The organism is Zestomonas insulae, assembly GCF_016901015.1.
Lineage (GTDB): Bacteria > Pseudomonadota > Gammaproteobacteria > Pseudomonadales > Pseudomonadaceae > Aquipseudomonas > Aquipseudomonas insulae.
Window position 1 is genome coordinate 880,699 of record NZ_JAFEUP010000002.1, and the last position, 20,722, is coordinate 901,420.

The window sequence follows — 20,722 nt, forward strand, 5'->3', positions numbered from 1 at the left end:
GGTTACAGCGGCACGATCTTGATCAGCAGGCCGAGGTTGGAATGGTCCAGGTAGGTCAGCTCGCCGTTCTTCAGGCGCGCGGTCTGCTTCACCCGTTCGCTGGCGGTGAGCAGGCCGTTGTCGTCGAACTGGTTGATCCACAGTTCGACGGTGGCATCGGTGAAGCGCACCTGGGTGAGGGTGACTGTGCCTTCCACCGGGTGGTGGCCGAACTGCTGGTCGCCGGTGGACAGCGACACCTTGCTCGGTGTGGCCGACAGGTTCTGGGTCCAGGCCTTGTGCAGCAGCACCTGATAACCCTGGTTCGGGCTGAGCTTGGCGGCGGCGTCGTTCAACGCGGTGCCGCGCTCGCTGCCGGCGATCGATTGCGCGCCCATCGCCCAGTCGTCCGGGGCCGGTTGGCTGGCCGGCACCGTGTCGCCGGCCTGGCGGAACACGATCAGTTCGACCTGGAACTGGCCATCGGCGAAGGCGGCGGGAGCGAGGAGGGCGAGCAGCAGCGCCGCGTGTCGGAGGATGCGCATGGGGTCAGTCCTTTATGCAGATTGCAGTGCGAGGCGCTCGAAGAACGCCTCTACGTGATTGAAGCGTTCTTCCGGGCGCTCCATTGGCACCAGGAAGCGGAACAGCGTGGCGCCTTCGAATTTGTAGCGCTTGGGCTGGCTCTGGATCAGCTTGATCAGGGTCAGCGGGTCGACGCTGGTGTTGGCAGCGAACTCGACGCGACCACCCTGCGGCCCGGCATCGACCTTGGTGATGCCGAGCTTGTCGGCGTGCAGCTTGAGCAGGGTCAGGCGCATCAGGTTCTTGGTCGCCTCCGGCAGCAGGCCGAAGCGGTCGATCATCTCCACCTGCAGCTCCTTCAGCGCGTCTTCGTCGACCGCGTTGGCGATGCGCTTGTAGAGGATCAGCCGGGCGTGCACGTCGGGCAGGTAGTCCTCGGGGATCAACGCCGGCACGCGCAGGTTGATTTCCGGACCGCCGCCGAGCGGCTGCTCGAGGTTTGGTTGCTCGCCTTTCTGGATGGCTTTCACGGCCCTTTCCAGCATTTCCATATAGAGGGTGAAGCCGACCGCTTGGATCTGCCCGCTCTGGCCTTCGCCGAGCAGTTCGCCGGCGCCGCGGATTTCCAGGTCATGGGTGGCGAGGACGAAGCCGGCGCCGAGGTCCTGGGCGTTAGCGATGGCCTCCAGGCGCTTCTGCGCGTCGTCGGTCATCTGCTTGCGCGGCGGGGTGAGCAGGTAGGCGTAGGCTTGGTGGTGGCTGCGCCCGACCCGGCCGCGCAACTGGTGCAGCTGGGCCAGGCCGAACTTGTCAGCGCGGTCGATGAGGATGGTGTTAGCACTCGGCACGTCGATGCCGGTCTCGATGATGGTCGAGGCGATCAGCACGTTGAACCGCTTGTGGTAGAAGTCGCTCATCACCTGCTCGAGCTCGCGCTCGCGCATCTGCCCGTGGCCGATGCCGATGCGCGCTTCCGGCACCAGCTCGGCGAGGTCGGTGGCGCACTTCTCGATGGTCTTCACATCGTTGTGCAGGTAGTACACCTGGCCGCCGCGCAGCAGCTCACGTAGCAGCGCCTCCTTGATGGTCGGCTTGTTCGACTCCATGACGAAGGTGCGCACCGACAGCCGGCGCGCCGGTGGGGTGGCGATGATCGACAAGTCACGCATGCCGGCCACGGCCATGTTCAGGGTGCGCGGGATCGGCGTGGCGGTCAGGGTGAGGATGTCGACTTCGCTGCGCAGCGCCTTCAGCTGTTCCTTCTGGCGCACGCCAAAGCGGTGCTCTTCGTCGATGATCACCAGGCCAAGGTTCTGGAACTTGACGTCGTCCTGCAGCAGCTTGTGCGTGCCGATGACGATATCGACCTTGCCCTCGGCCAGCTGCTGCACCGCGGCCTCGACTTCCTTGGCGGTCTTGAAGCGGCTCATCACCTCGACGCGCACCGGCCAGTCGGCGAAGCGGTCGCGGAAGCTGTTGTAGTGCTGCTGGGCGAGCAGGGTGGTGGGCACCAGCACGGCGACCTGCTTGCCGCTGTGCACGGCGATGAACGCGGCGCGCATCGCCACTTCGGTTTTGCCGAAGCCGACGTCGCCGCAGATCAGGCGGTCCATCGGCTTGGCGGCGAGCATGTCGTCGCGCACCGCTTCGATGGCTGTCTGCTGGTCCGGGGTTTCCTCGAACGGGAAGCCGGCACTGAAGGTCTCGTAATCGGCGCGCGGGTCGGTGAAGGCGAAGCCTTCGCGAGCGGCGCGGCGGGCGTAGACGTCGAGCAGCTCGGCGGCGACGTCGCGCACCTGCTCGGCGGCCTTGCGCTTGGCCTTCTGCCAGGTTTCCGAGCCGAGCCGGTGCAGCGGCGCCAGGGCGTCGTCGCTGCCGGTGTAGCGGGCGATCAGGTGCAGGCTGGCGACCGGCACGTAGAGCTTGGCTTCCTCGGCATATTGCAGGGCGAGGAACTCGGCGGCCTGGCCTTCGATCTCCAGGGTGATCAGGCCCAGGTAGCGGCCGACGCCATGGTCGATGTGCACCACCGGCGAGCCTTCGCGCAGCTCGGCGAGGTTCTTGATGACGTTGTCGCCGCCGTCGCGGGCCTTCTCGCGGCGCCGGCGCTGCATCACGCGTTGGCCGAACAGCGGACTTTCCGCGATCAGCGCCAACTCGTCGAGCAGCAGGCCTTCGTCCAGCGGGGCGATGCAGATCGCCAGGCGCTCGCCGCTGGCGACGAACTCCGGCCAGCCGCCGACTTCACGTGGTTTCAGCTTGAGGCGCGCGAGCAGTTCCAGCAGCGCCTCGCGGCGCCCGGCGGATTCGGCGCTGAACAGCACCTTGCCGGGGAATTCCTCGATGAAGCGGCGCAGTGCGGCTAGCGGCTCGCTGGCTTTGGCCTGGATCGCCAGGTCAGGCAGGCCGCGGGCGGTGAAACGCTCACGGCCGACGCCGGGTTCGAGGTCCTCCTGGCTGACGATAACTCGTGACCACTGTTTGAGGCGGGCGAAGCAGTCTTCGACCGGCAGGAACACGTCGGTCGGCGGCAGCAGCGGGCGCTCGGGGTCGACGCGGCGGTCTTCGTAGCGATTGCGCGCGTCGTGCCAGAACTGTTCGGCGGCCTGCTCGATGCCCGGCAGCGAGAACACCTGGGTGTCTTGCGGCAGGTAGTCGAACAGCGTCGCGGTTTCCTCGAAGAACAGCGGCAGGTAGTACTCGATGCCGGCCGGGGTGATGCCGGAGGCGAGGTCCTGGTAGATCGGGCAGCGGCGGAAATCGACGTCGAAGCGCTCGCGGAAACGTCCGCGGAAGTCGGTGACCGCCTTCTTGTCGAGCGGGAACTCGCGCGCCGGCAGCAGGCGGATCGATTCGACCTTGTCGATCGAGCGCTGGGATTCCGGGTCGAAGGTGCGCAGCGTCTCGATCTCGTCATCGAACAGGTCGATGCGGAACGGCAGGTCGCTACCCATCGGGAACAGGTCGATCAGTGCGCCGCGCACGGCGAACTCGCCATGTTCGTAGACGGTGTCCACGCAGCGGTAGCCAGCCGCTTCCAGGCGCAGGCGCATCTGTTCGACGTCGAGCTTCTGGCCGACGTCGAGCACCAGGCTGGAACCGAGCAGGAAGCGGGTCGGCGCCAGGCGGTGCAGGGCCGTGGTGATCGGTACCACCAGCACGCCGTGCTGGATCTCCGGCAGGCGATAAAGGGTCGCTACACGCTGGGAGATGATGTCCTGGTGCGGCGAGAACAGGTCGTAGGGCAAGGTTTCCCAGTCCGGGAAGTGCAGCACCGGCAGATCGGGCGCGAAGAAGCGCAGCTCCTGCTCCAGACGCTCGGCGTTCTGGCTGTCGGCAGTGAGCAACAGGGTGAAGCGCTTGGCGGCGCTGGCGGCCTCGGCAATGGCGAGGGACTGGGCGGCGCCGGGCAGATTGCCCCAGTGCTGCCTGCCGGCGCTGGCCGGCAGTGGCGGTAGACGCAGTACGGGCACGGTCGGTCGTGACTCCGGTGGGGAAGTGGACCGGGCGGATTGTAACTATCCGGATGACCTGCTGTCAGTGTTAACGCCGCAGCGGATTGCCGCCGTATCGACGCGCCGGCATAATGTAGCCCCTTTTTTCACCCCCTACATGTGGAAGGTAATGCCCGTGACTCAGAAGCCCGACCAATGTCTCGGTGAGTGGATCGATCGTGAAGCGCTCGCGGAAGCGATGATTCCGCTGATCGGCCAGCTCTACCGCAACAACAGCGTGGTGACCTCGATCTACGGCCGCGGTCTGATCAACCGTTCGGTGATCGACATTCTGAAAGCCCACCGCTTCGCCCGTCACCGTCTCGCCGACGAGGGTGACCTCTCGGTGCACGATACCTTCCCGATCCTCAAGACCATGAGCGAGCTGAAGCTCGGCGCCGCCTCGGTCGACCTGGGCAAGATGGCCAGCAAGTTCAAGACTGACGGCAACGGCCGCAGCCTCGAGCAGTTCGTCAAGGACGAACTGGCTGACGTGGTCGGCAAGCAGAACGGTTCCGGCCGCGAAGGCACCGACGTGGTGCTGTACGGTTTCGGCCGCATCGGCCGCCTGCTGGCGCGCATCCTGATCGAGAAAACCGGTGGTGGCGACGGCCTGCGTCTGCGCGCCATCGTCGTCCGCAAAGGCGCCAGCAACGACCTGGTCAAGCGCGCCAGCCTGCTGCGCCGCGACTCGGTGCACGGCAAGTTCAATGGCACCATCACCATTGACGAGGAAAACAACACCCTGACGGCCAACGGCAACCTGATCCAGGTGATCTACGCCAAGGATCCGAAGGAAGTGGACTACACCCAGTACGGCATCAAGAACGCCCTGCTGGTCGACAACACCGGCGTATGGCGCGATGCCGAGGGCCTGGGCCAGCACCTGGCGTGCCCGGGTGTGAGCCGTGTGGTGTTGACCGCACCGGGCAAAGGCGCGCTGAAGAACATCGTGCACGGCATCAACCACAGCGAAATTACCGCTGAAGACAAGATCATTTCCGCCGCTTCCTGCACCACCAACGCCATCGTGCCGGTGCTGAAAGCGGTCAATGATCAGTACGGCATCATCAACGGCCACGTCGAAACCGTTCACTCGTACACCAACGACCAGAACCTGATCGACAACTTCCACAAGGGCAGCCGTCGTGGCCGCAGCGCCGCGTTGAACATGGTGATCACCGAGACCGGTGCCGCCACTGCCGCCGCCAAGGCGCTGCCGGTGCTGAAGGGCAAGCTGACCGGCAACGCGATTCGCGTGCCGACGCCGAACGTGTCGATGGCCATCCTCAACCTGAACCTGGAAAAGGCCACCAACCGCGAAGAGATCAACGAGTACCTGCGCCAGATGGCCATGCACTCGGACCTGCAGAAGCAGATCGACTTCGTTGCCTCCCAGGAAGTGGTGTCCACCGACTTCGTCGGCTCGCGCCACGCCGGGGTGGTCGACGCCGAAGCAACCATCTGTAACGACAACCGTGTTGTCCTCTACGTGTGGTACGACAACGAGTTCGGTTATAGCTGCCAGGTGGTGCGCGTGATGGAAGACATGGCTGGGGTCAATCCGCCGGCCTTCCCGCGCTAATCGCGGTACGACAAAACGGGAGCTTCGGCTCCCGTTTTGCATTGTGGTGTCAGGTGTTGAAGAGAATTCACAGGATAGGGCGCAGCGTCGTGGCGGTGCTGGCAGGGTTGCTGCTGGCCGGTTGCGGTGCGCGCGTCGAAGAGTTCGGCGGCCCGACCATGGGCAGCCGCTATTCGCTGAAGTACGTCGTCGAGCCTGGCGGACCGGGGCGCGCGCAGCTGCAACAGGTACTGGAGGCGATCCTTGCCGAGGTGGATGGGCAGATGTCCACCTACCGTGGCGATTCCTGGGTGGCGCGCTTCAATGCGCTGCCGGCCGGCGCTTGCGCGGCCATGTCGGTGCCGGTGCAGGAGTTGGTGGGCTTTGGCACGCGCCTGTCGGACGACAGCGGTGGGGCGTTCGACCTGACCGTCGAGCCGCTGATGAACCTCTGGGGCTTTGGCCCGCAGTCGCGCGGCGAGCGGGTACCGGGCACGGTGGAGATCGAACAGGTGCGCCGGCTGGTCGGCCATCAGCATTTGCGCGTCGATGGTGCACAGCTCTGCAAGGACGCCGCGGTGCAGTTGGACTTCGACAGCATTGCCGCCGGCTACACAGTCGACCGAGTCGCGGCTCAGCTCGAAGCGCTCGGCCTGCGCAGCTACCTGCTGGACATCACCGGTGAGCTCAAGGTGCGCGGCCGCAAGCCGGACGGTTCGTCGTGGCGGGTGGCGATCGAGACGCCGCGCGAGGATCGCCTGGAAGCCGAGCGGGTGCTCGAGCTGGATGGCTACGGGGTGTCGACCTCCGGCGACTACCGCAAGTACTTCACCGCAGACGGGCGGCGCTATTCGCACACCTTCGATCCACGCAGTGGCGCGCCGGTCGAGCACGACCTGGCGTCGGTCACCGTGGTCGATGGTTCGGCGTTGCGCGCCGACGGCCTGTCGACCCTGTTGATGGTGCTCGGCGCCCAGCGCGGTCTGGCGTTCGCCGAAGAGCGGGGCATCGCCGCCTTGTTCATTCGCCGGCAGGCCGAGGGTTTCCAGGCGCAGGCGAGCACAGCCTTTCACGCGTTGCCGACGGCACGCTGAGCGAGGCATGTAGTACCGACAAAATTCGCCTACCCCACGACCAAGCGCTAATGTGCAGCGCCGAGCGTCACGGCTAAGCTGCACGGCAGTGTTGGTTGGGTGGCGTTACCGATTTTTTGGCCGTAGCGGGCGCTGCGGCAACGCCAGGGGGCGACAGCGTGCCCTGGCATGTTCTGAAGGAGTAAGCATGGCAGTCTACAACTACGATGTGGTGGTGCTCGGTTCGGGCCCAGCTGGCGAAGGCGCGGCGATGAACGCGTCGAAGAGCGGTCTGAAGGTGGCGGTGGTGGACAGCCGCCGCGAGGTCGGAGGCAACTGCACGCACCTCGGCACCATCCCGTCCAAGGCGCTGCGTCACTCGGTGCGGCAGATCATGCAGTACAACACCAACCCGCTGTTCCGCCAGATCGGCGAGCCGCGCTGGTTCTCCTTCCCCGACGTGCTGAAGAGTGCCGAGCGGGTGATCGCCAAGCAGGTCACCTCGCGCACCGGCTACTACGCGCACAACCGCATCGACATGTTCTTCGGCACCGGCAGCTTCGCCGACGAGCAGACCATCGAAGTGGTCTGCCCGAACGGCGTGGTGGAAAAACTGGTGGCCAAACACATCATCATCGCCACCGGTTCGCGCCCTTACCGTCCGGCGGACGTCGACTTCAACCACCCGCGGGTCTACGACAGCGACACCATCCTCAGCCTGACGCACACCCCGCGTCGGCTGATCATCTACGGCGCCGGGGTGATCGGCAGTGAATACGCGTCGATCTTCAGCGGTCTTGGCGTGCTGGTCGATCTGATCGACAACCGCGACCAGCTGCTCAGCTTCCTCGACGACGAGATTTCCGACGCACTCAGCTATCACCTGCGCAACCAGAACGTGCTGATTCGTCACAACGAGGAGTACGAGCGCATCGAGGGCATCGACAACGGGGTGATCCTGCACCTCAAGTCGGGCAAGAAGATCAAGGCCGACGCGCTGCTCTGGTGCAACGGGCGCACCGGTAATACCGACAAGCTCGGCCTGGAAAACATCGGCATCAAGGTCAACAGCCGCGGGCAGATCGAGACCGATCACAACTACCGCACCTCGGTGTCGAACATCTACGCCGCCGGCGACGTGATCGGCTGGCCGAGCCTGGCCAGCGCCGCCTACGACCAGGGCCGCTCGGCGTCCGGCAACATCGCCGAGAACGACAGCTGGCGCTTCGTCGACGACGTGCCGACCGGCATCTACACCATTCCGGAGATCAGCTCGATCGGCAAGAACGAGAAGGAGCTGACCCAGGCGAAGATCCCCTACGAAGTGGGCAAGGCGTTCTTCAAGGGCATGGCGCGGGCGCAGATATCCAACGAACCGGTGGGCATGTTGAAGATCCTGTTCCACCGCGAGACCCTGGAAATCCTCGGCGTGCACTGCTTCGGCTACCAGGCGTCGGAGATCGTCCACATCGGCCAGGCGATCATGAACCAGAAGGGCGAAGCGAATTCGCTGAAGTACTTTGTCAGCACCACCTTCAACTACCCGACCATGGCCGAAGCCTATCGGGTGGCGGCGTTCGACGGTCTCAACCGGCTTTTTTGAGCGGCTCCGACCGGTGGCCTGAGCCGGTCGGAGGGGATTTCTTCAGCGATTCCCGAGCGTGGCGATGGCCAAACCGGGAAAGTCTGTAATCAGGCTGTCCGCGCCGAAATCGGCGAGCCGGCGCATCAGCGCCGGTTCGTTGACCGTCCACACCGAGACATGCAGCCCCTGCTTCTGCGCCTTCACCAGGCGCTCCGGGGTGCACAGCGTCCAGTTCAGCGCCAGCAGGCTGCAGTCGTAGCTCTGCGCAACTTTCAATGGGTCGAGCCAGGCGTATTCCGCGACCAGGCCGCGGGCCAATTGCGGGGTCAGGTGATTGAGCGCGCGCAGCACTTCCCGTGAGCTGGAGGTGACGGTGACCTTGTCGATCACCCCGTACTCGTTGGCCAGGTCCTGAATCGCCAGCACGGTACGCGCAGCGCGGTCGCGCGAGGCGCTCTTGACCTCCAGTTGCCAGTGCTCGAACGGGCATTTCTCGAACAGCTCGGCCAGCCGCGGGATGCGGCAGGGCTGTGGCCAGCCCGGCCCGCCCTGGCGGGCGTCGTACTGGATCAGTTCCGCCGCGTCATGCTCGGTGACCTTGCCGCGCTGCCCGGTGGTGCGCTTCAGGGTCGGGTCATGCAGCACCATCAGCTCGCCGTCGCGAGACAGGTGCAGGTCCAGTTCGCAGCGGCGGACGCCGCGCTCCAGGCACTTCTGGAAGCTGACCAGGGTGTTTTCCGGGGCTTCGCCCTTGGCGCCGCGATGGCCGTAGATCTGCGTCACGGAGATTCCTCATGTTGCGGCGCGCTGGCCGGCGGTTGAATGGGGTTGCGTGGCTGATGATGCAGGACACTGTCCACCACCACACCACTTTCGAAATAGACGCTGAATTCGCGGTAGTCCCAGCGGGTGATCGGCGGCTTGCCGACGGCGGGATGTTCCTTGTCGGCGAGGCCGAAGCGATCCAGTACGGCGCGCTGGGTCTGGCCGCGCACCGGCAGTGGCTGGTGGGTGTCGCCTTGCTGGCCGACGGGGATGGTGAGCACCTCCGCCGGGGTACTCAGCGGGGTGAGGAGCGCGAGGAGCAGCAGGGCGCGCGGCAGCATGGCCGGTCTCCGTTCAGGGTTGCTGGCGGGCCTGACGGCGCTGCAGCGCTTGCTTCTGCAGGATGTGGCGGGCCAGCAGCTGGCGTTGCGCGTCGCTCAGGGCTTCGAATGCGGTGCCGATGTTATAGCCGCCGTCGTCCAGCGCTTGGCAATGGATCACAACCGCGCGCAACAGCAGGCCGAGGGCTTGCGGCATTAGCACCATCTTCAGCGCCAGGTGGCTGCCGACCGCGATCGCCTGGGGGTGGTCGAAGCTGAGCCCGCCTTCGGACATGGTCACCGGACGTGGGCTGCCGACTTCGCGGAGCAGGCTCTGCGCCAGCGCCTGGCCGAGCAGGTCGGTGCGCTTGTTGAGGACTTTCAGGTAGCTGGCCAGGGTGCGGTCGCGTTCGCTGATGTGGCGCAGCAGGTGCTGCGACTCGTAGTCGAGCACGTGCAGTTCGCTGAGCAGGTTGAACAGCGGTGAGCCGTCATGAAGCTCGTCGCTGGCGGTCGCTTCGGCACCGCTCAGCTGGGTGAATTCCAGTGCGATCGTGTCGTCGATCCGGTAGTATTCGCGGCGATCATCTTCGTCTTGTGTCGTCATGGCGAACCCATGGCAGCAGTGGTGGTCTGAGTGTAAGGCTGCTCGCCAAGCCCCGCCACAAGGACGTTTCTTCTTTCGCCGGCGAATCGAATCCCTCTATGTTCAGACCGCTGTCCATCTTCATTGGTGCACGCTACACGCGCGCCAAGCGCCGCAATCACTTCGTCTCCTTCATCTCCCTGACTTCGATGGTCGGCCTCGCCCTGGGCGTGCTGGTGATGATCGTGGTGCTGTCGGTGATGAACGGCTTCGACTACGAGATGCGCACCCGCGTGCTCGGCATGGTGCCGCACGCCACCATCGAATCGCCGACGCCGATCGACGACTGGCGCAGCCTCGCCGCCAAGGTGAGCAAGCAGCCGCAGGTGGTGGCGGTGGCGCCGTTCACCCAGATGCAGGGCCTGCTGACCAACCAGGGCCAGGTGCAGAAAATCCTCATCAACGCCATCGATCCGGCCGAAGAGCGCAAGGTCTCGATCATCGACGGCTTCTTCCGTGAGGGCGGCCTGGACGCCCTGCAGGCCGGCGGCTTCGGTATCGTCATCGGCGACAAGGCGGCCAGCAAGCTCGGCGTCGGAATCGGCGACAAGGTCACCTTCGTCGCCCCGGAAGTCGCGGTGACCCCGGCCGGCATCTTCCCGCGCCTCAAGCGTTTCACCGTGGTCGGCATCTTCCATGTCGGCGCCGGCGAGATCGACGGCTACGTGGCGATGGCCAACCTGCAGGACGTCGCCCGCCTGCATCGCTGGAAGCCCGAGCAGGTGCAGGGCCTGCGCCTCAAGTTCGACAACCTGTTCCAGGCGCCGCGCATCTCCTGGGAGCTGGCCCAGCGGCTGGGCAGCAATGATTACTACGCGCGCGACTGGACCCGTTCGCACGGCAACCTGTACCAGGCCATCGGCATGGAAAAGACCATGATCGGCCTGTTGCTGCTGCTGATCGTCGCGGTCGCTGCGTTCAACATCATTTCCACGCTGGTCATGGTGGTCACCGACAAGAAGGGTGACATCGCCATCCTGCGCACCCTCGGCGCCACGCCGGCGCAGATCATGCGCATCTTCATGGTCCAGGGCACGGTGATCGGTGTGATCGGCACGCTGCTTGGCGCGCTGGCGGGGATCGTCGCCGCGCTCAACATCAGCAGCTGGATCGCCGCGCTGGAGCGCCTGCTGGGCATCAAGTTCCTCAATGCCGACGTGTACTTCATCGACTACCTGCCGTCGCAACTGCGCAGCGAAGACGTCGTGCTGGTCTGCGCCGCGGCCCTGATCCTGAGTTTCTTCGCCACTCTCTATCCTGCCTGGCGTGCCGCGCGCACCCAGCCTGCGGAGGCGTTACGTTATGAGTAAGCAAGTCGTCCTGAGCTGCCGCAACCTGGGCAAGAGCTACGACGAGGGTCCGCAGTCGGTGGTGGTGCTGGACGGTCTCGACCTGGAGCTGTGCGCCGGTGAGCGCGTGGCCATCGTCGGCAGCTCCGGTTCCGGCAAGAGCACCTTGCTCAACATGCTCGGCGGCCTCGACACGCCGAGCCAGGGCAGCGTCTGGCTGGCCGGCGAACAGCTGTCGGCGCTCAGCGAGAAGGCCCGCGGCCTGCTGCGCAACCGCCAGCTCGGCTTCGTCTATCAGTTCCATCACCTGTTGCCAGAATTCACCGCGCTGGAGAACGTGTGCATGCCGCTGCTGATCGGCAAGACGCCGATCCCCGAGGCGCGAGAGCGTGCCGCGGTGCTGCTGCAGCGGGTCGGCCTCGGTCATCGCCTGGAGCACAAGCCGGCCGAGCTGTCGGGTGGCGAACGCCAGCGCGTGGCGATCGCCCGCGCGCTGGTCAACCGCCCCGGCCTGGTACTGCTCGACGAGCCGACCGGCAACCTCGATCACCACACCGCCCTGGGCATCCAGGAGCTGATGCGCGAGCTGAGCAGCTCGTCGGACACCGCGTTCCTGGTGGTGACCCACTCCCCCGAGCTGGCTGGGCAGATGGATCGCATCCTGCGCCTGGAAGACGGCAAGCTGGTGGCGGCCTGATATGTTCCGTCCCCTCTCGCTGTTCATCGGCAGCCGCTACACGCGGGCCAAGCGGCGCAATCACTTCATTTCCTTCATCTCGCTGACCTCGATGATCGGCCTGGCGCTCGGCGTGCTGGCGATGATCGTGGTGCTGTCGGTGATGAACGGCTTCCAGAAGGAAATGAGCTCGCGCATCCTCGGCATGGTGCCGCATGCGACCGTCAGCAATAGCCAGGCGCTGGACGACTGGCAGGCGGTGGCCACCGCCGCGCAGCGCCATGCGCAGGTGTTGGCGGCGGTGCCGTTCGCCGAACTGGACGGCATGCTCTCTTATAAAGGGGCGATGCAGTCGATTCAGGTCAACGGCGTCGATCCGCAGGAAGAGACCAAGGTCTCGATCATCGGCCAGCACATCGTTCAGGGCCGCCTGGAGGACCTCAAGCCGGGCGAGTTCGGGGTGGTACTCGGCGAGATCACCGCGCGGCGCTTCCGCCTCAACGTCGGCGACAAGCTGACCCTGATCATTCCCGAGGTCAGCAGCGCGCCGGGCGGTATCACTCCGCGCATGCAGCGCCTGACCGTGGTCGGCGTGTTCAAGGTGGGTGCCGAACTGGATGGCAGCCTGGCGCTGATCCACGTCGCCGACGCGGCGAGCATCCAGCGTCTGCCGGACGGTCGCGTGCAAAGCGTGCGCCTGGCGCTCAAGGACCTGTACCAGGCGCCGCAGGTGTCGACCGCGATCGCCGCAGAGCTGGGGCAGGGCTACCAGGCCAGTGACTGGACGCACACCCAGGGCAGCCTGTTCAGTGCGATGAAGATGGAAAAGACCATGATCGGCCTGCTGTTGCTGCTGATCGTCGCGGTGGCGGCGTTCAACATCATCGCCACGCTGATCATGGTGGTTGCCGACAAGGGCGCGGACATCGCCATCCTGCGCACCCTCGGCGCCACGCCGGGGCAGATCATGGCGACCTTCGTGGTGCAGGGCTCGATCATCGGGGTGATTGGCACCAGCCTCGGCGCGGTGTTCGGCGTGCTGGCGGCGCTCAACGTCAGCAGCCTGGTCGGCTGGCTGGAGCGGGTCAGCGGGCAGCATATCTTCAGCTCGGACGTGTACTTCATCAGCAACCTGCCTTCCGACCTGCAGGGCTCGGATGTGCTGATGATCTGTTGCGCGGCGCTGAGCCTGAGCTTCCTCGCCACCTTGTATCCGTCCTGGCGGGCCGCGCAAATCCAGCCGGCGGAAGCCTTGCGCTATGAGTAAACGAAAACGCCGCTAATCAGCGGCGTTTCTCATTGGGCGCGTTGCTTGCGGGTGGCGCGCCGTTTGTCCCAGCTGTGCTGCACCCACCAGCGCCAGTAGAGCATGGTCAGCACATAGCCGCAGGCGCCGACGAGCACCCCGCAGACCAGTGAACCGACCAGAAAGGGTTCGAGGATCGGCTTCCACATCACCTGAATCAGTTCCCACGACGGCTCGTCGAAGATGTGCGCAATGCGCGGCCAGACCTGTTCGCCGATCTGCCCGGCCGGCACCTGCATGATCCAGGCGCCGAGCTTGTAGGTGCAGTAGAACACCGGCGGCATGGTGATCGGGTTGGTCAGCCAGACCAGGCCCACGGAAATCGGCAGGTTGCCGCGCACCAGCACGGCCAGGCTGGCGGCCAGCAGCATCTGCATGGGAATCGGCACGAACGCGGCGAACAGGCCCATGGCCATCGCGCGCGCCACCGAATGGCGGTTGAGGTGCCACAGATTGGGGTCGTGCATCAGCGTGCCGAGAAAGCGCAGCGACTTGTGTTCGCGAATGCTTTGCGGATTGGGCATGTAGCGCTTGAACAGATGTCGCGGCATGAACATTCTCGGTCGGCGTGGAGCGCGGGTATTATGCCCTGCATTGTAGGCGGCACCATCGGGCACTTTGTGACAGCAAATAAGTGCCCGCTTACCGACTCAAGGATCAGAGTCAGGAGTTCACATGCGCACAGGGATGTTGGCGCTTGCTGTGGGGCTGCTCGCCCTGCGGTTTCTTCCGGAGTTGCCGCCGGGCGGCTGGTTGTTCGCCGGGGCGGTGTTCGGCCTGATGTGCCTGCCGTTTCGCAGCTATCCGCTGGCGTTCTTCCTGTTCGGCTTGTGCTGGGCTTGCCTGTCCGCGCAGTCGGCGCTGGATGCGCGCCTGGCGCCTGAGCTGGACGGTCGCACGCTGTGGTTGGAGGGGCAGGTCAGTGGCCTGCCGGAGCGCGACGATGGGGTGGTGCGCTTTCAGCTTGAAGACGCCACGGCGCGCCGTGCGCAGCTGCCGCAGCGCCTGCGCCTGTCCTGGTATGGCGGTCCACCGCTGCACGCCGGCGAGCGCTGGCGCCTCGCGGTCACGCTCAAGCGCGGGCGTGGCCTGGTCAATCCGCAAGCGTTCGACTACGAGGCCTGGCTGCTTGCGCAGCGCATCGGCGCCACCGGAACGGTCAAACGCGGTGAGCGGCTGAGCGCGGCGGTCGGTCCCGCCGCCTGGCGCGATGCGCTGCGCCAGCGGCTGCTCGCGGTCGACGCCTTCGATCGCCAGGGTGCCATTGCAGCGCTGGTGCTGGGCGATGACTCAGGCCTGTCGCGGGCCGACTGGCGGCTGCTGCAGGACACCGGCACGGTGCATCTGATGGTGATCTCCGGTCAGCACGTGGCGCTGCTGGCGGCGCTGGTCTACGCGCTGGTCGCCGGTTTGGCCCGGCTCGGCCTGTGGCCACGCGTGCTGCCCTGGTTGCCGAGCGCCTGCCTGCTGGCCTTCAGCGCTGCGCTTGGTTATGGCGTGCTGGCCGGCTTCGAAGTGCCGGTGCGGCGCGCCTGCGTGATGATCGCCATGGTGCTGCTCTGGCGCCTGCGCTTTCGCCATCTGGGCGTTTGGCTGCCCTGGCTGCTGTCGCTCAATGTGGTGCTGCTCGCCGAGCCACTGGCCAGTCTGCAAGCCGGCTTCTGGCTGTCGTTCGCCGCGGTGGCGGTGCTCGCCTGGGTGTTCGCCGGTCGTCTGGGGGCCTGGAGTTGGTGGCGCAGCTGGGGCAGGGCGCAATGGACCATGGCCATCGGTCTGTTGCCCATGCTCTTGGCGCTGGGCCTGCCGGTCAGCGCCAGCGGACCACTGGCCAACCTGATTGCGGTGCCCTGGGTGAGCTTCATCTCGGTGCCGCTGGCCCTGCTCGGCACCCTTGCCCTGCCGTTGTTCGGTCTGGGGGACGGTCTGCTGTGGCTGGCGGGCGGTTCACTGGAGCTGCTGTTTCGCCTTCTGGCTGGGATTGCTGCCTGGCTACCGGCATGGAGCGCCCCGGCGCTGCCCTGGTGGGCGGTCGTGCTCGGAGCCCTAGGCGCTGCGCTGTTGCTGGCGCCGAGTGGCGTGCCACTGCGGGGCCTCGGGCTGGCGCTGCTCTTGCCGATGCTCTGCCCACCAACGCCGACGCCGCCGGTGAGTCGCGTGGCGGTGACGGTGCTGGATGTCGGGCAGGGCTTATCGGTGCTGCTGCGTACCCGCAACCACGCGATGCTGTATGACGCCGGGCCGCGTTATGGCGAATTCGATATCGGCGAGCGGGTGGTGCTGCCGTCGTTGCGCGCGCTCGGCGTCTCTCGTCTCGATCTGATGCTGATCAGTCATGCGGACTCCGATCATGCCGGCGGGGCGCTGGCGGTGCAGCATGGCTTGGCGGTCGGGCGTGTGCTGAGCGGCGAGGCGAGCGCGCTGGCGCCTGAGTTGCAGGCGGCGCCCTGCGTCGACGATGCGCAGTGGAGCTGGGATGGCGTGCGCTTCACTACTTGGCGTTGGCGCGAGGCGCCGGAGGGTAATCCGGCCAGCTGCGTACTGCTCGTCGAGGCCAATGGCGAACGCTTGCTGCTCACCGGCGACATCGACGCCGCCGCGGAACGCGCGCTGCTCAACGCCAAGCGCGCGGTACAGGCCGATTGGTTGCTGGCGCCGCACCACGGTAGCCGCAGTTCCTCGTCGGCAGTATTCCTCAAGACCGTGCGGCCGCGCGCCGTGCTGGTTTCCCGGGGCAATCACAATGCTTTCGGTCATCCGCACCCGCAGGTGCTGGCCCGCTATCGGGCGTTGGGCGTCGCCATTCATGACAGCGTAGAGGAGGGCGCCTTGCAGCTGGAGCTGGGTGCTCATGGCGGCATTCACGGGCTGCGCAGTGAGCCACGATTCTGGCGGGAAAAATGAGAACCGAGGCGGTCGGCGGGGCCGATTCCCTATGCTAGAGTGGCGCCAATTTTCCAAGGGGAATCAATGCCGTGTGGGAACTGATTAAAGCGGGTGGCTGGTTGATGCTGCCGATCATCCTCTGCTCTATCGCCACCATGGGCATCATCGTTGAACGCCTGTGGACGCTGCGCATCAGCCGCGTCTCGCCACCCCACCTGCTTGGCCAAGTTTGGCGTCTGATCAAGGACAAGCAGATGAGCGCGCAGAAGCTCAAGGAAATCCGTGCGTCCTCGCCGCTCGGCGAAGTGCTGGCCGCCGGCTTGGCCAACTCCAAGCATGGCCGCGAGATCATGAAGGAATGCATCGAGGAGGCCGCCAGCCGGGTCATCCACGAGCTGGAGCGCTACCTCAACGCGCTCGGCACCATCGCCGCGATGGCGCCGCTGCTCGGCTTGCTCGGTACCGTGATCGGCATGATCGAGATTTTCAGTGGCTTCATGGGCAACGGCATGGCCAACGCGCCAATGCTCGCCGGCGGTATCGGCAAGGCCCTGGTCACCACTGCCGCCGGCCTGGTCGTGGCGATTCCGGCGGTGTTCTTCCATCGCTACCTGCTGCGCCGAGTCGACGAGCTGGTGATCGCCATGGAGCAGGAAGCAATCAAACTGGTCGAAGTGGTGCAGGGCGATCGTGAGGTCGATTTCACCGAGGTGACCAAAGCGTGAAATTCCGCCGCCGCGCGGGCAATGTGGCCCGGGAAGAGGTGTTTCTCAACCTGACCTCGATGATCGACGTGATCTTCGTGCTGCTGCTGTTCTTCGTGGTCACCACCAGCTTCAGCCGTCCGACCCAGTTGAAGATCGATCTGCCCGAGGCCGCCAGTGGCGAACCCGCCGAAGCGACCGAGCTCAAGCAGCTGGAAGTGGCGATCAGCGCCGATGGCACCTACAGCCTGAATGGCCAGACCCTGGCGAAAAGCGATCTGACGACCCTGATGGCAGCCATGCAGAAGCAGTCGGAAGGTGACAGCAGCCTGCCGCTGACCATCAGCGCCGACGGCAAGGCTGCCCACCAGGCGGTGGTCACCGCCATGGATGCTGCCGGCAAGCTCGGCTTCAGCCACCTGCGCATCACTACCATCGAGGCCCAGGCGGCGCCCTGATGGCCTTCGCCGACCGCCTGCTTGCGGCCTGGTACGCCGGGCATCCGGCGCTTACCCTGCTTCGTCCCCTGGAGTTGCTCTATCGCGCGGTGGTGCAGCGCAAGCGCCTGCGTTTCCTGGCGGGCGAGGGCGATATCTACCGTGCCCCTGTGCCGGTGCTGGTGGTGGGCAACATCACCGTCGGTGGTACGGGCAAAACCCCGCTGATTCTCTGGCTGATCGAGTATTGTCGGCGTCGTGGTCTCAAGGTCGGTGTCGTCAGTCGCGGCTATGGCGCTCAGCCGCCGCACTTGCCGTGGCGCGTCGCCGCCGAGCAGGCCGCCGCCGTTGCCGGTGATGAGCCGCTGTTGATTGTGCAACGCACCGGCGTGCCGCTGATGATCGACCCCGATCGTCCCCGCGCCGTGCGCGCCTTGCTCGCCGCCGAGCCGCTCGACCTGATCCTCTGTGACGACGGGCTGCAGCATTATCGGCTGGCCCGTGACCTGGAACTGGTGCTGATCGATGCCGCGCGAGGGCTAGGTAATCGGCGCTGCCTGCCGGCCGGCCCGCTGCGCGAGCCAGTCGAGCGACTGGCGGAGGTCGATGCCCTGCTGTTCAACGGTGCCACGAAGGACGATGAAGGTGGCTTTGCCTTCCGCCTGCAGCCCAGCGAACTGGTCAATCTGGCCAGCGATCAGCGCGTGGCGCTCGGGCATTTCTCGCCCGGCCAGGCGCTGCACGCGGTCGCCGGCATCGGCAACCCGCAGCGTTTCTTCACTACGCTCGAAGCGCTAAACTGGCGGCCTGTGCCGCACCCCTTTCCCGACCATGCGCTGTACAGTCGGCAGTCGCTGACCTTCGCTCCCGCGCTGCCGCTGGTGATGACCGAGAAGGATGCCGTGAAGTGCCGGAGCTTCGCTGCGCCGGACTGGTGGTATCTGGCGGTCGACGCCGCCCCGTCACCGGCCTTTGTCGCCTGGCTCGATGCGCAACTGGCGCGCCTGCTTCCCGGGCGCCCCGACCTCAAAGGATGTTCCGATGGACCTGAAACTGCTTGATATCCTCGCCTGCCCGATCACCAAGGGCCCGCTCAAGCTCAGCGAGGACAAGACCGAACTGATCAGCAAGGGCGCCGGCCTGGCGTTCCCGATCCGCGACGGCATTCCGGTGATGCTCGAGAGCGAGGCGCGCAGCTTGAGCGCAGAAGAGCGGCTGGAGAAATGAGTCAGGCGTTTACCGTCGTCATTCCCGCACGTTTTGCCTCCACCCGCCTGCCTGGCAAGCCGCTGCAGGATATCGCCGGCAAGCCAATGGTCCAGCATGTCTGGGAACAGGCGCGCAAGAGCCACGCCGAGCGCGTGGTCATCGCTACCGACGACGCACGCATCGTCGAGGCCTGCCAGGCATTCGGCGCCGAGGTGCTGCTGACCCGCGTCGACCACAACTCTGGCACCGATCGTCTGGCCGAGGTGGCCAGTCAGCTGAGCCTGGCGGCTGACGTCATCGTGGTCAACGTACAGGGCGACGAGCCGCTGATTCCGCCGAGCATCATCGATCAGGTCGCCGCCAATCTGGCGGCCCACCCGCAGGCCGGCATCGCCACGCTGGCCGAGCCGATCAGCGATGTACAGGCGTTGTTCAATCCGAATATCGTCAAGGTCGTCTCGGACAAGACGGGCCTGGCCCTGACCTTCAGCCGCGCGCCGCTGGCCTGGGCGCGGGATGCCTTCGCCAAGAGCCGCGACGAACTGCCTGCCGGCGTGCCATACCGCCGCCATATCGGCATCTATGCCTACCGCGCGGGCTTCCTCCACGACTTCGTCGCCTGGGGCCCGTGCTGGCTGGAAGACACCGAATGCCTGGAGCAATTGCGGGCTCTGTGGCACGGCGTGCGCATCCATGTCGCCGACGCGCTGGAAGCCCCGGCGGCCGGTGTCGATACCCCGGAAGACCTGGAGCGGGTGCGTCGCCTGCTGGGGGGCTGATGAAGGTTCTGTTCGTCTGCATGGGCAATATCTGTCGCTCGCCGACCGCCGAAGGTGTTTTCCGCCAGCGCCTAGCGACGGCCGGTCTGGAGGCGCGGGTGACAGTGGACTCCGCCGGTACCGGCGACTGGCACGTCGGCAAGGCGCCGGACGGCCGCTCGCGGCAGGCGGCCGCGGCGCGTGGCTACGACTTGTCAGTGTTGCGCGCGCGCCAGGTGTGCGTGGACGACTTCACCCGCTTCGACCTGATCCTCGCCATGGATCACGACAACCTCGCACGCTTGCAGGCCATGCGCCCGGCCGGCGGCGCCGAACTTGATCTGTTCCTGCGCCGCTACCAGTTGGCCCTGGACGAGGTGCCCGACCCCTATTACGGCGGTGCTGATGGTTTCGAGCAGGTGCTGGATCTGATCGAGCAGGCCAGCGATGCGCTGCTGCTCGAGATCAAGGGGCGCCTGTGAGTCTGCAGCTGCACGAGAACCGTTCGCTCAAGCCTTTCAATACCTTTGGCGTGGACGTTACGGCGCGCCTGTTCGCCGAGGCGCATAGCGACGCCGAGGCCCGTGAAGCCTTGGCTTTGGCCGAGCAGCGTGGTCTGCCGCTGCTGGTGATCGGCGGTGGCAGCAACCTGTTGCTGACCGCGGATGTCGAGGCGCTGGTGCTGCGTATGGCCAGTTCTGGCCTGCGCATCCTCAGTGACGATGGCGATCGGGTGTTGGTCGAGGCCGAGGCGGGGGAGGCTTGGCACCCCTTTGTGCTGTGGAGCCTGGCTCAGGGCCTGGCGGGGTTGGAAAACCTCAGCTTGATTCCGGGTACCGTTGGCGCGGCGCCGATGCAGAACATTGGCGCCTACGGCGTGGAGATCAAGGATGTCTTCGCTGGCTTGACTGCGCTGGATCGCCAGGACGGCACACTGCGCGACTTTTCCCTCGAAGAATGCGGATTCGCTTACCGCGACAGCCTGTTCAAGCAGCAGCCCGGGCGCTGGCTGATCCTGCGCGTGCGCTTCGCCTTGAGCCGCAGTGCCGGATTGCACCTCGACTACGGTCCGGTACGCCAGCGTCTGCAGTTTGAGGGTATTAAGACGCCGGCGGCCGTCGATGTCAGTCGCGCCATCTGCGCGATTCGCAGCGAGAAGCTCCCAGATCCAGCGCAACTCGGCAATGCTGGCAGTTTCTTCAAGAATCCCCTGGTGCCAGTGGTGCTGGCGGAGCGCATCCGCGCCGCGCATCCGGACCTGGTCAGCTATCCGGCAGGCGAAGGGCAGGTCAAGCTGGCGGCCGGTTGGCTGATCGAGCGGGCCGGTTGGAAGGGCTTTCGGGATGGCGATGCAGGTGTGCACCGGTTGCAGGCATTGGTTCTGGTGAACTACGGGGCGGCCAGTGGGGCACAGCTGCTGGCGCTGGCACAGCGTATCCAGGCCGATATCGAGGTACGGTTTGGCGTGCGCTTGGAGATCGAGCCGAACGTACTCTAGCCGCCAGTGTT

The 20,722-nt window shown here is 65.8% G+C and carries 20 protein-coding genes; 14 read left to right on the forward strand and 6 right to left on the reverse strand.

Annotation, left to right across the window (positions count from 1 at the left end):
* Nucleotides 1-2: 2 nt before the first annotated feature.
* Both JQX08_RS09655 and mfd read right to left on the reverse strand, forming a co-directional pair.
* Entirely contained in the window at nucleotides 3-524 is a 522-nt protein-coding gene (locus JQX08_RS09655) for a CsiV family protein (protein WP_205348149.1), read from the reverse strand.
* A 12-nt stretch (nucleotides 525-536) separates the two neighbouring features.
* Nucleotides 537-3,977, reverse strand: a complete 3,441-nt coding sequence (gene mfd, locus JQX08_RS09660; RefSeq protein ID WP_205348150.1) for a transcription-repair coupling factor — start codon at nucleotides 3,975-3,977, stop codon at nucleotides 537-539.
* Between the two features lie 139 nt (nucleotides 3,978-4,116).
* Between mfd and JQX08_RS09665 the strand changes: the two genes are divergently transcribed.
* The 3 genes from JQX08_RS09665 to sthA all read left to right on the forward strand — a co-directional run bounded on the left by JQX08_RS09665 (nucleotide 4,117) and on the right by sthA (nucleotide 8,238).
* Nucleotides 4,117-5,583 carry a glyceraldehyde-3-phosphate dehydrogenase gene (locus tag JQX08_RS09665; protein ID WP_205348151.1) on the forward strand — a complete coding sequence of 489 codons (1,467 nt, stop codon included), beginning with the start codon at nucleotides 4,117-4,119 and terminating at the stop codon, nucleotides 5,581-5,583.
* 53 nt (nucleotides 5,584-5,636) lie between these two features.
* Nucleotides 5,637-6,656, forward strand: a complete 1,020-nt coding sequence (locus tag JQX08_RS09670; RefSeq protein ID WP_430472515.1) for an FAD:protein FMN transferase — start codon at nucleotides 5,637-5,639, stop codon at nucleotides 6,654-6,656.
* Nucleotides 6,657-6,843: 187 nt separating this feature from the next.
* Nucleotides 6,844-8,238: a Si-specific NAD(P)(+) transhydrogenase gene (gene sthA, locus JQX08_RS09675; protein WP_205348152.1), complete on the forward strand. Its 1,395-nt coding sequence runs from the start codon at nucleotides 6,844-6,846 to the stop codon at nucleotides 8,236-8,238.
* A gap of 42 nt (nucleotides 8,239-8,280) precedes the next feature.
* On the opposite strand, the gene JQX08_RS09680 is transcribed toward sthA, so the two are convergent.
* The 3 genes from JQX08_RS09680 to JQX08_RS09690 are packed head-to-tail and all read right to left on the reverse strand — an operon-like array spanning nucleotide 8,281 to nucleotide 9,912.
* Nucleotides 8,281-9,003, reverse strand: coding sequence for a glycerophosphodiester phosphodiesterase family protein (locus JQX08_RS09680; RefSeq protein ID WP_205348153.1), 723 nt, complete (start codon nucleotides 9,001-9,003; stop codon nucleotides 8,281-8,283).
* Nucleotides 9,000-9,323, reverse strand: coding sequence for a phosphodiesterase (locus tag JQX08_RS09685; RefSeq protein ID WP_430472518.1), 324 nt, complete (start codon nucleotides 9,321-9,323; stop codon nucleotides 9,000-9,002). The genes JQX08_RS09680 and JQX08_RS09685 overlap by 4 nt, the downstream gene beginning before the upstream one ends.
* 16 nt (nucleotides 9,324-9,339) lie before the next feature.
* Nucleotides 9,340-9,912, reverse strand: coding sequence for a PilZ domain-containing protein (locus JQX08_RS09690; RefSeq protein ID WP_205348155.1), 573 nt, complete (start codon nucleotides 9,910-9,912; stop codon nucleotides 9,340-9,342).
* Between the two features lie 98 nt (nucleotides 9,913-10,010).
* Between JQX08_RS09690 and JQX08_RS09695 the strand changes: the two genes are divergently transcribed.
* Genes JQX08_RS09695 through JQX08_RS09705 form a run of 3 tightly spaced genes read left to right on the forward strand, consistent with a single transcriptional unit; the run spans nucleotide 10,011 to nucleotide 13,183 of the window.
* Nucleotides 10,011-11,261, forward strand: coding sequence for a lipoprotein-releasing ABC transporter permease subunit (locus tag JQX08_RS09695; protein ID WP_205348156.1), 1,251 nt, complete (start codon nucleotides 10,011-10,013; stop codon nucleotides 11,259-11,261).
* A complete protein-coding gene (lolD, locus tag JQX08_RS09700; RefSeq protein WP_205348157.1) occupies nucleotides 11,254-11,937 on the forward strand; it encodes a lipoprotein-releasing ABC transporter ATP-binding protein LolD in 684 nt (227 codons plus the stop codon). The genes JQX08_RS09695 and lolD overlap by 8 nt, the downstream gene beginning before the upstream one ends.
* Before the next feature lies 1 nt (nucleotide 11,938).
* Nucleotides 11,939-13,183, forward strand: a complete 1,245-nt coding sequence (locus tag JQX08_RS09705; protein WP_205348158.1) for a lipoprotein-releasing ABC transporter permease subunit — start codon at nucleotides 11,939-11,941, stop codon at nucleotides 13,181-13,183.
* Nucleotides 13,184-13,212: 29 nt separating this feature from the next.
* Here the strand turns inward: JQX08_RS09705 and JQX08_RS09710 are convergent, their stop codons facing one another.
* Nucleotides 13,213-13,773, reverse strand: coding sequence for a DUF2062 domain-containing protein (locus JQX08_RS09710; protein WP_205348159.1), 561 nt, complete (start codon nucleotides 13,771-13,773; stop codon nucleotides 13,213-13,215).
* Between the two features lie 124 nt (nucleotides 13,774-13,897).
* On the opposite strand from JQX08_RS09710, the gene JQX08_RS09715 reads away from it, so the two are divergent.
* The 8 genes from JQX08_RS09715 to murB all read left to right on the forward strand — a co-directional run bounded on the left by JQX08_RS09715 (nucleotide 13,898) and on the right by murB (nucleotide 20,711).
* Entirely contained in the window at nucleotides 13,898-16,123 is a 2,226-nt protein-coding gene (locus tag JQX08_RS09715) for a DNA internalization-related competence protein ComEC/Rec2 (protein WP_205348160.1), read from the forward strand.
* A gap of 71 nt (nucleotides 16,124-16,194) precedes the next feature.
* The gene (locus JQX08_RS09720; RefSeq protein ID WP_205348161.1) at nucleotides 16,195-16,830 is read left to right on the forward strand and encodes a MotA/TolQ/ExbB proton channel family protein; all 636 of its coding nucleotides are present in this window, start codon (nucleotides 16,195-16,197) and stop codon (nucleotides 16,828-16,830) included.
* Nucleotides 16,827-17,267 (forward strand): biopolymer transporter ExbD, encoded by a 441-nt coding sequence (locus tag JQX08_RS09725; protein ID WP_205348162.1) that lies wholly within the window; start codon nucleotides 16,827-16,829, stop codon nucleotides 17,265-17,267. Before JQX08_RS09720 ends, JQX08_RS09725 begins: the two co-directional genes overlap by 4 nt.
* Nucleotides 17,267-18,307, forward strand: a complete 1,041-nt coding sequence (gene lpxK / locus JQX08_RS09730) for a tetraacyldisaccharide 4'-kinase (protein WP_205348163.1) — start codon at nucleotides 17,267-17,269, stop codon at nucleotides 18,305-18,307. The genes JQX08_RS09725 and lpxK overlap by 1 nt, the downstream gene beginning before the upstream one ends.
* Nucleotides 18,288-18,473, forward strand: coding sequence for a Trm112 family protein (locus tag JQX08_RS09735; RefSeq protein ID WP_205348164.1), 186 nt, complete (start codon nucleotides 18,288-18,290; stop codon nucleotides 18,471-18,473). The genes lpxK and JQX08_RS09735 overlap by 20 nt, the downstream gene beginning before the upstream one ends.
* Nucleotides 18,470-19,234: a 3-deoxy-manno-octulosonate cytidylyltransferase gene (gene kdsB, locus JQX08_RS09740; protein WP_205348165.1), complete on the forward strand. Its 765-nt coding sequence runs from the start codon at nucleotides 18,470-18,472 to the stop codon at nucleotides 19,232-19,234. Before JQX08_RS09735 ends, kdsB begins: the two co-directional genes overlap by 4 nt.
* Complete coding sequence (locus tag JQX08_RS09745; protein WP_205348166.1) at nucleotides 19,234-19,695, forward strand: low molecular weight protein-tyrosine-phosphatase; 462 nt, start codon at nucleotides 19,234-19,236, stop codon at nucleotides 19,693-19,695. The genes kdsB and JQX08_RS09745 overlap by 1 nt, the downstream gene beginning before the upstream one ends.
* A complete protein-coding gene (murB, locus tag JQX08_RS09750) occupies nucleotides 19,692-20,711 on the forward strand; it encodes a UDP-N-acetylmuramate dehydrogenase (protein ID WP_205348167.1) in 1,020 nt (339 codons plus the stop codon). The genes JQX08_RS09745 and murB overlap by 4 nt, the downstream gene beginning before the upstream one ends.
* Nucleotides 20,712-20,722: the final 11 nt, after the last annotated feature.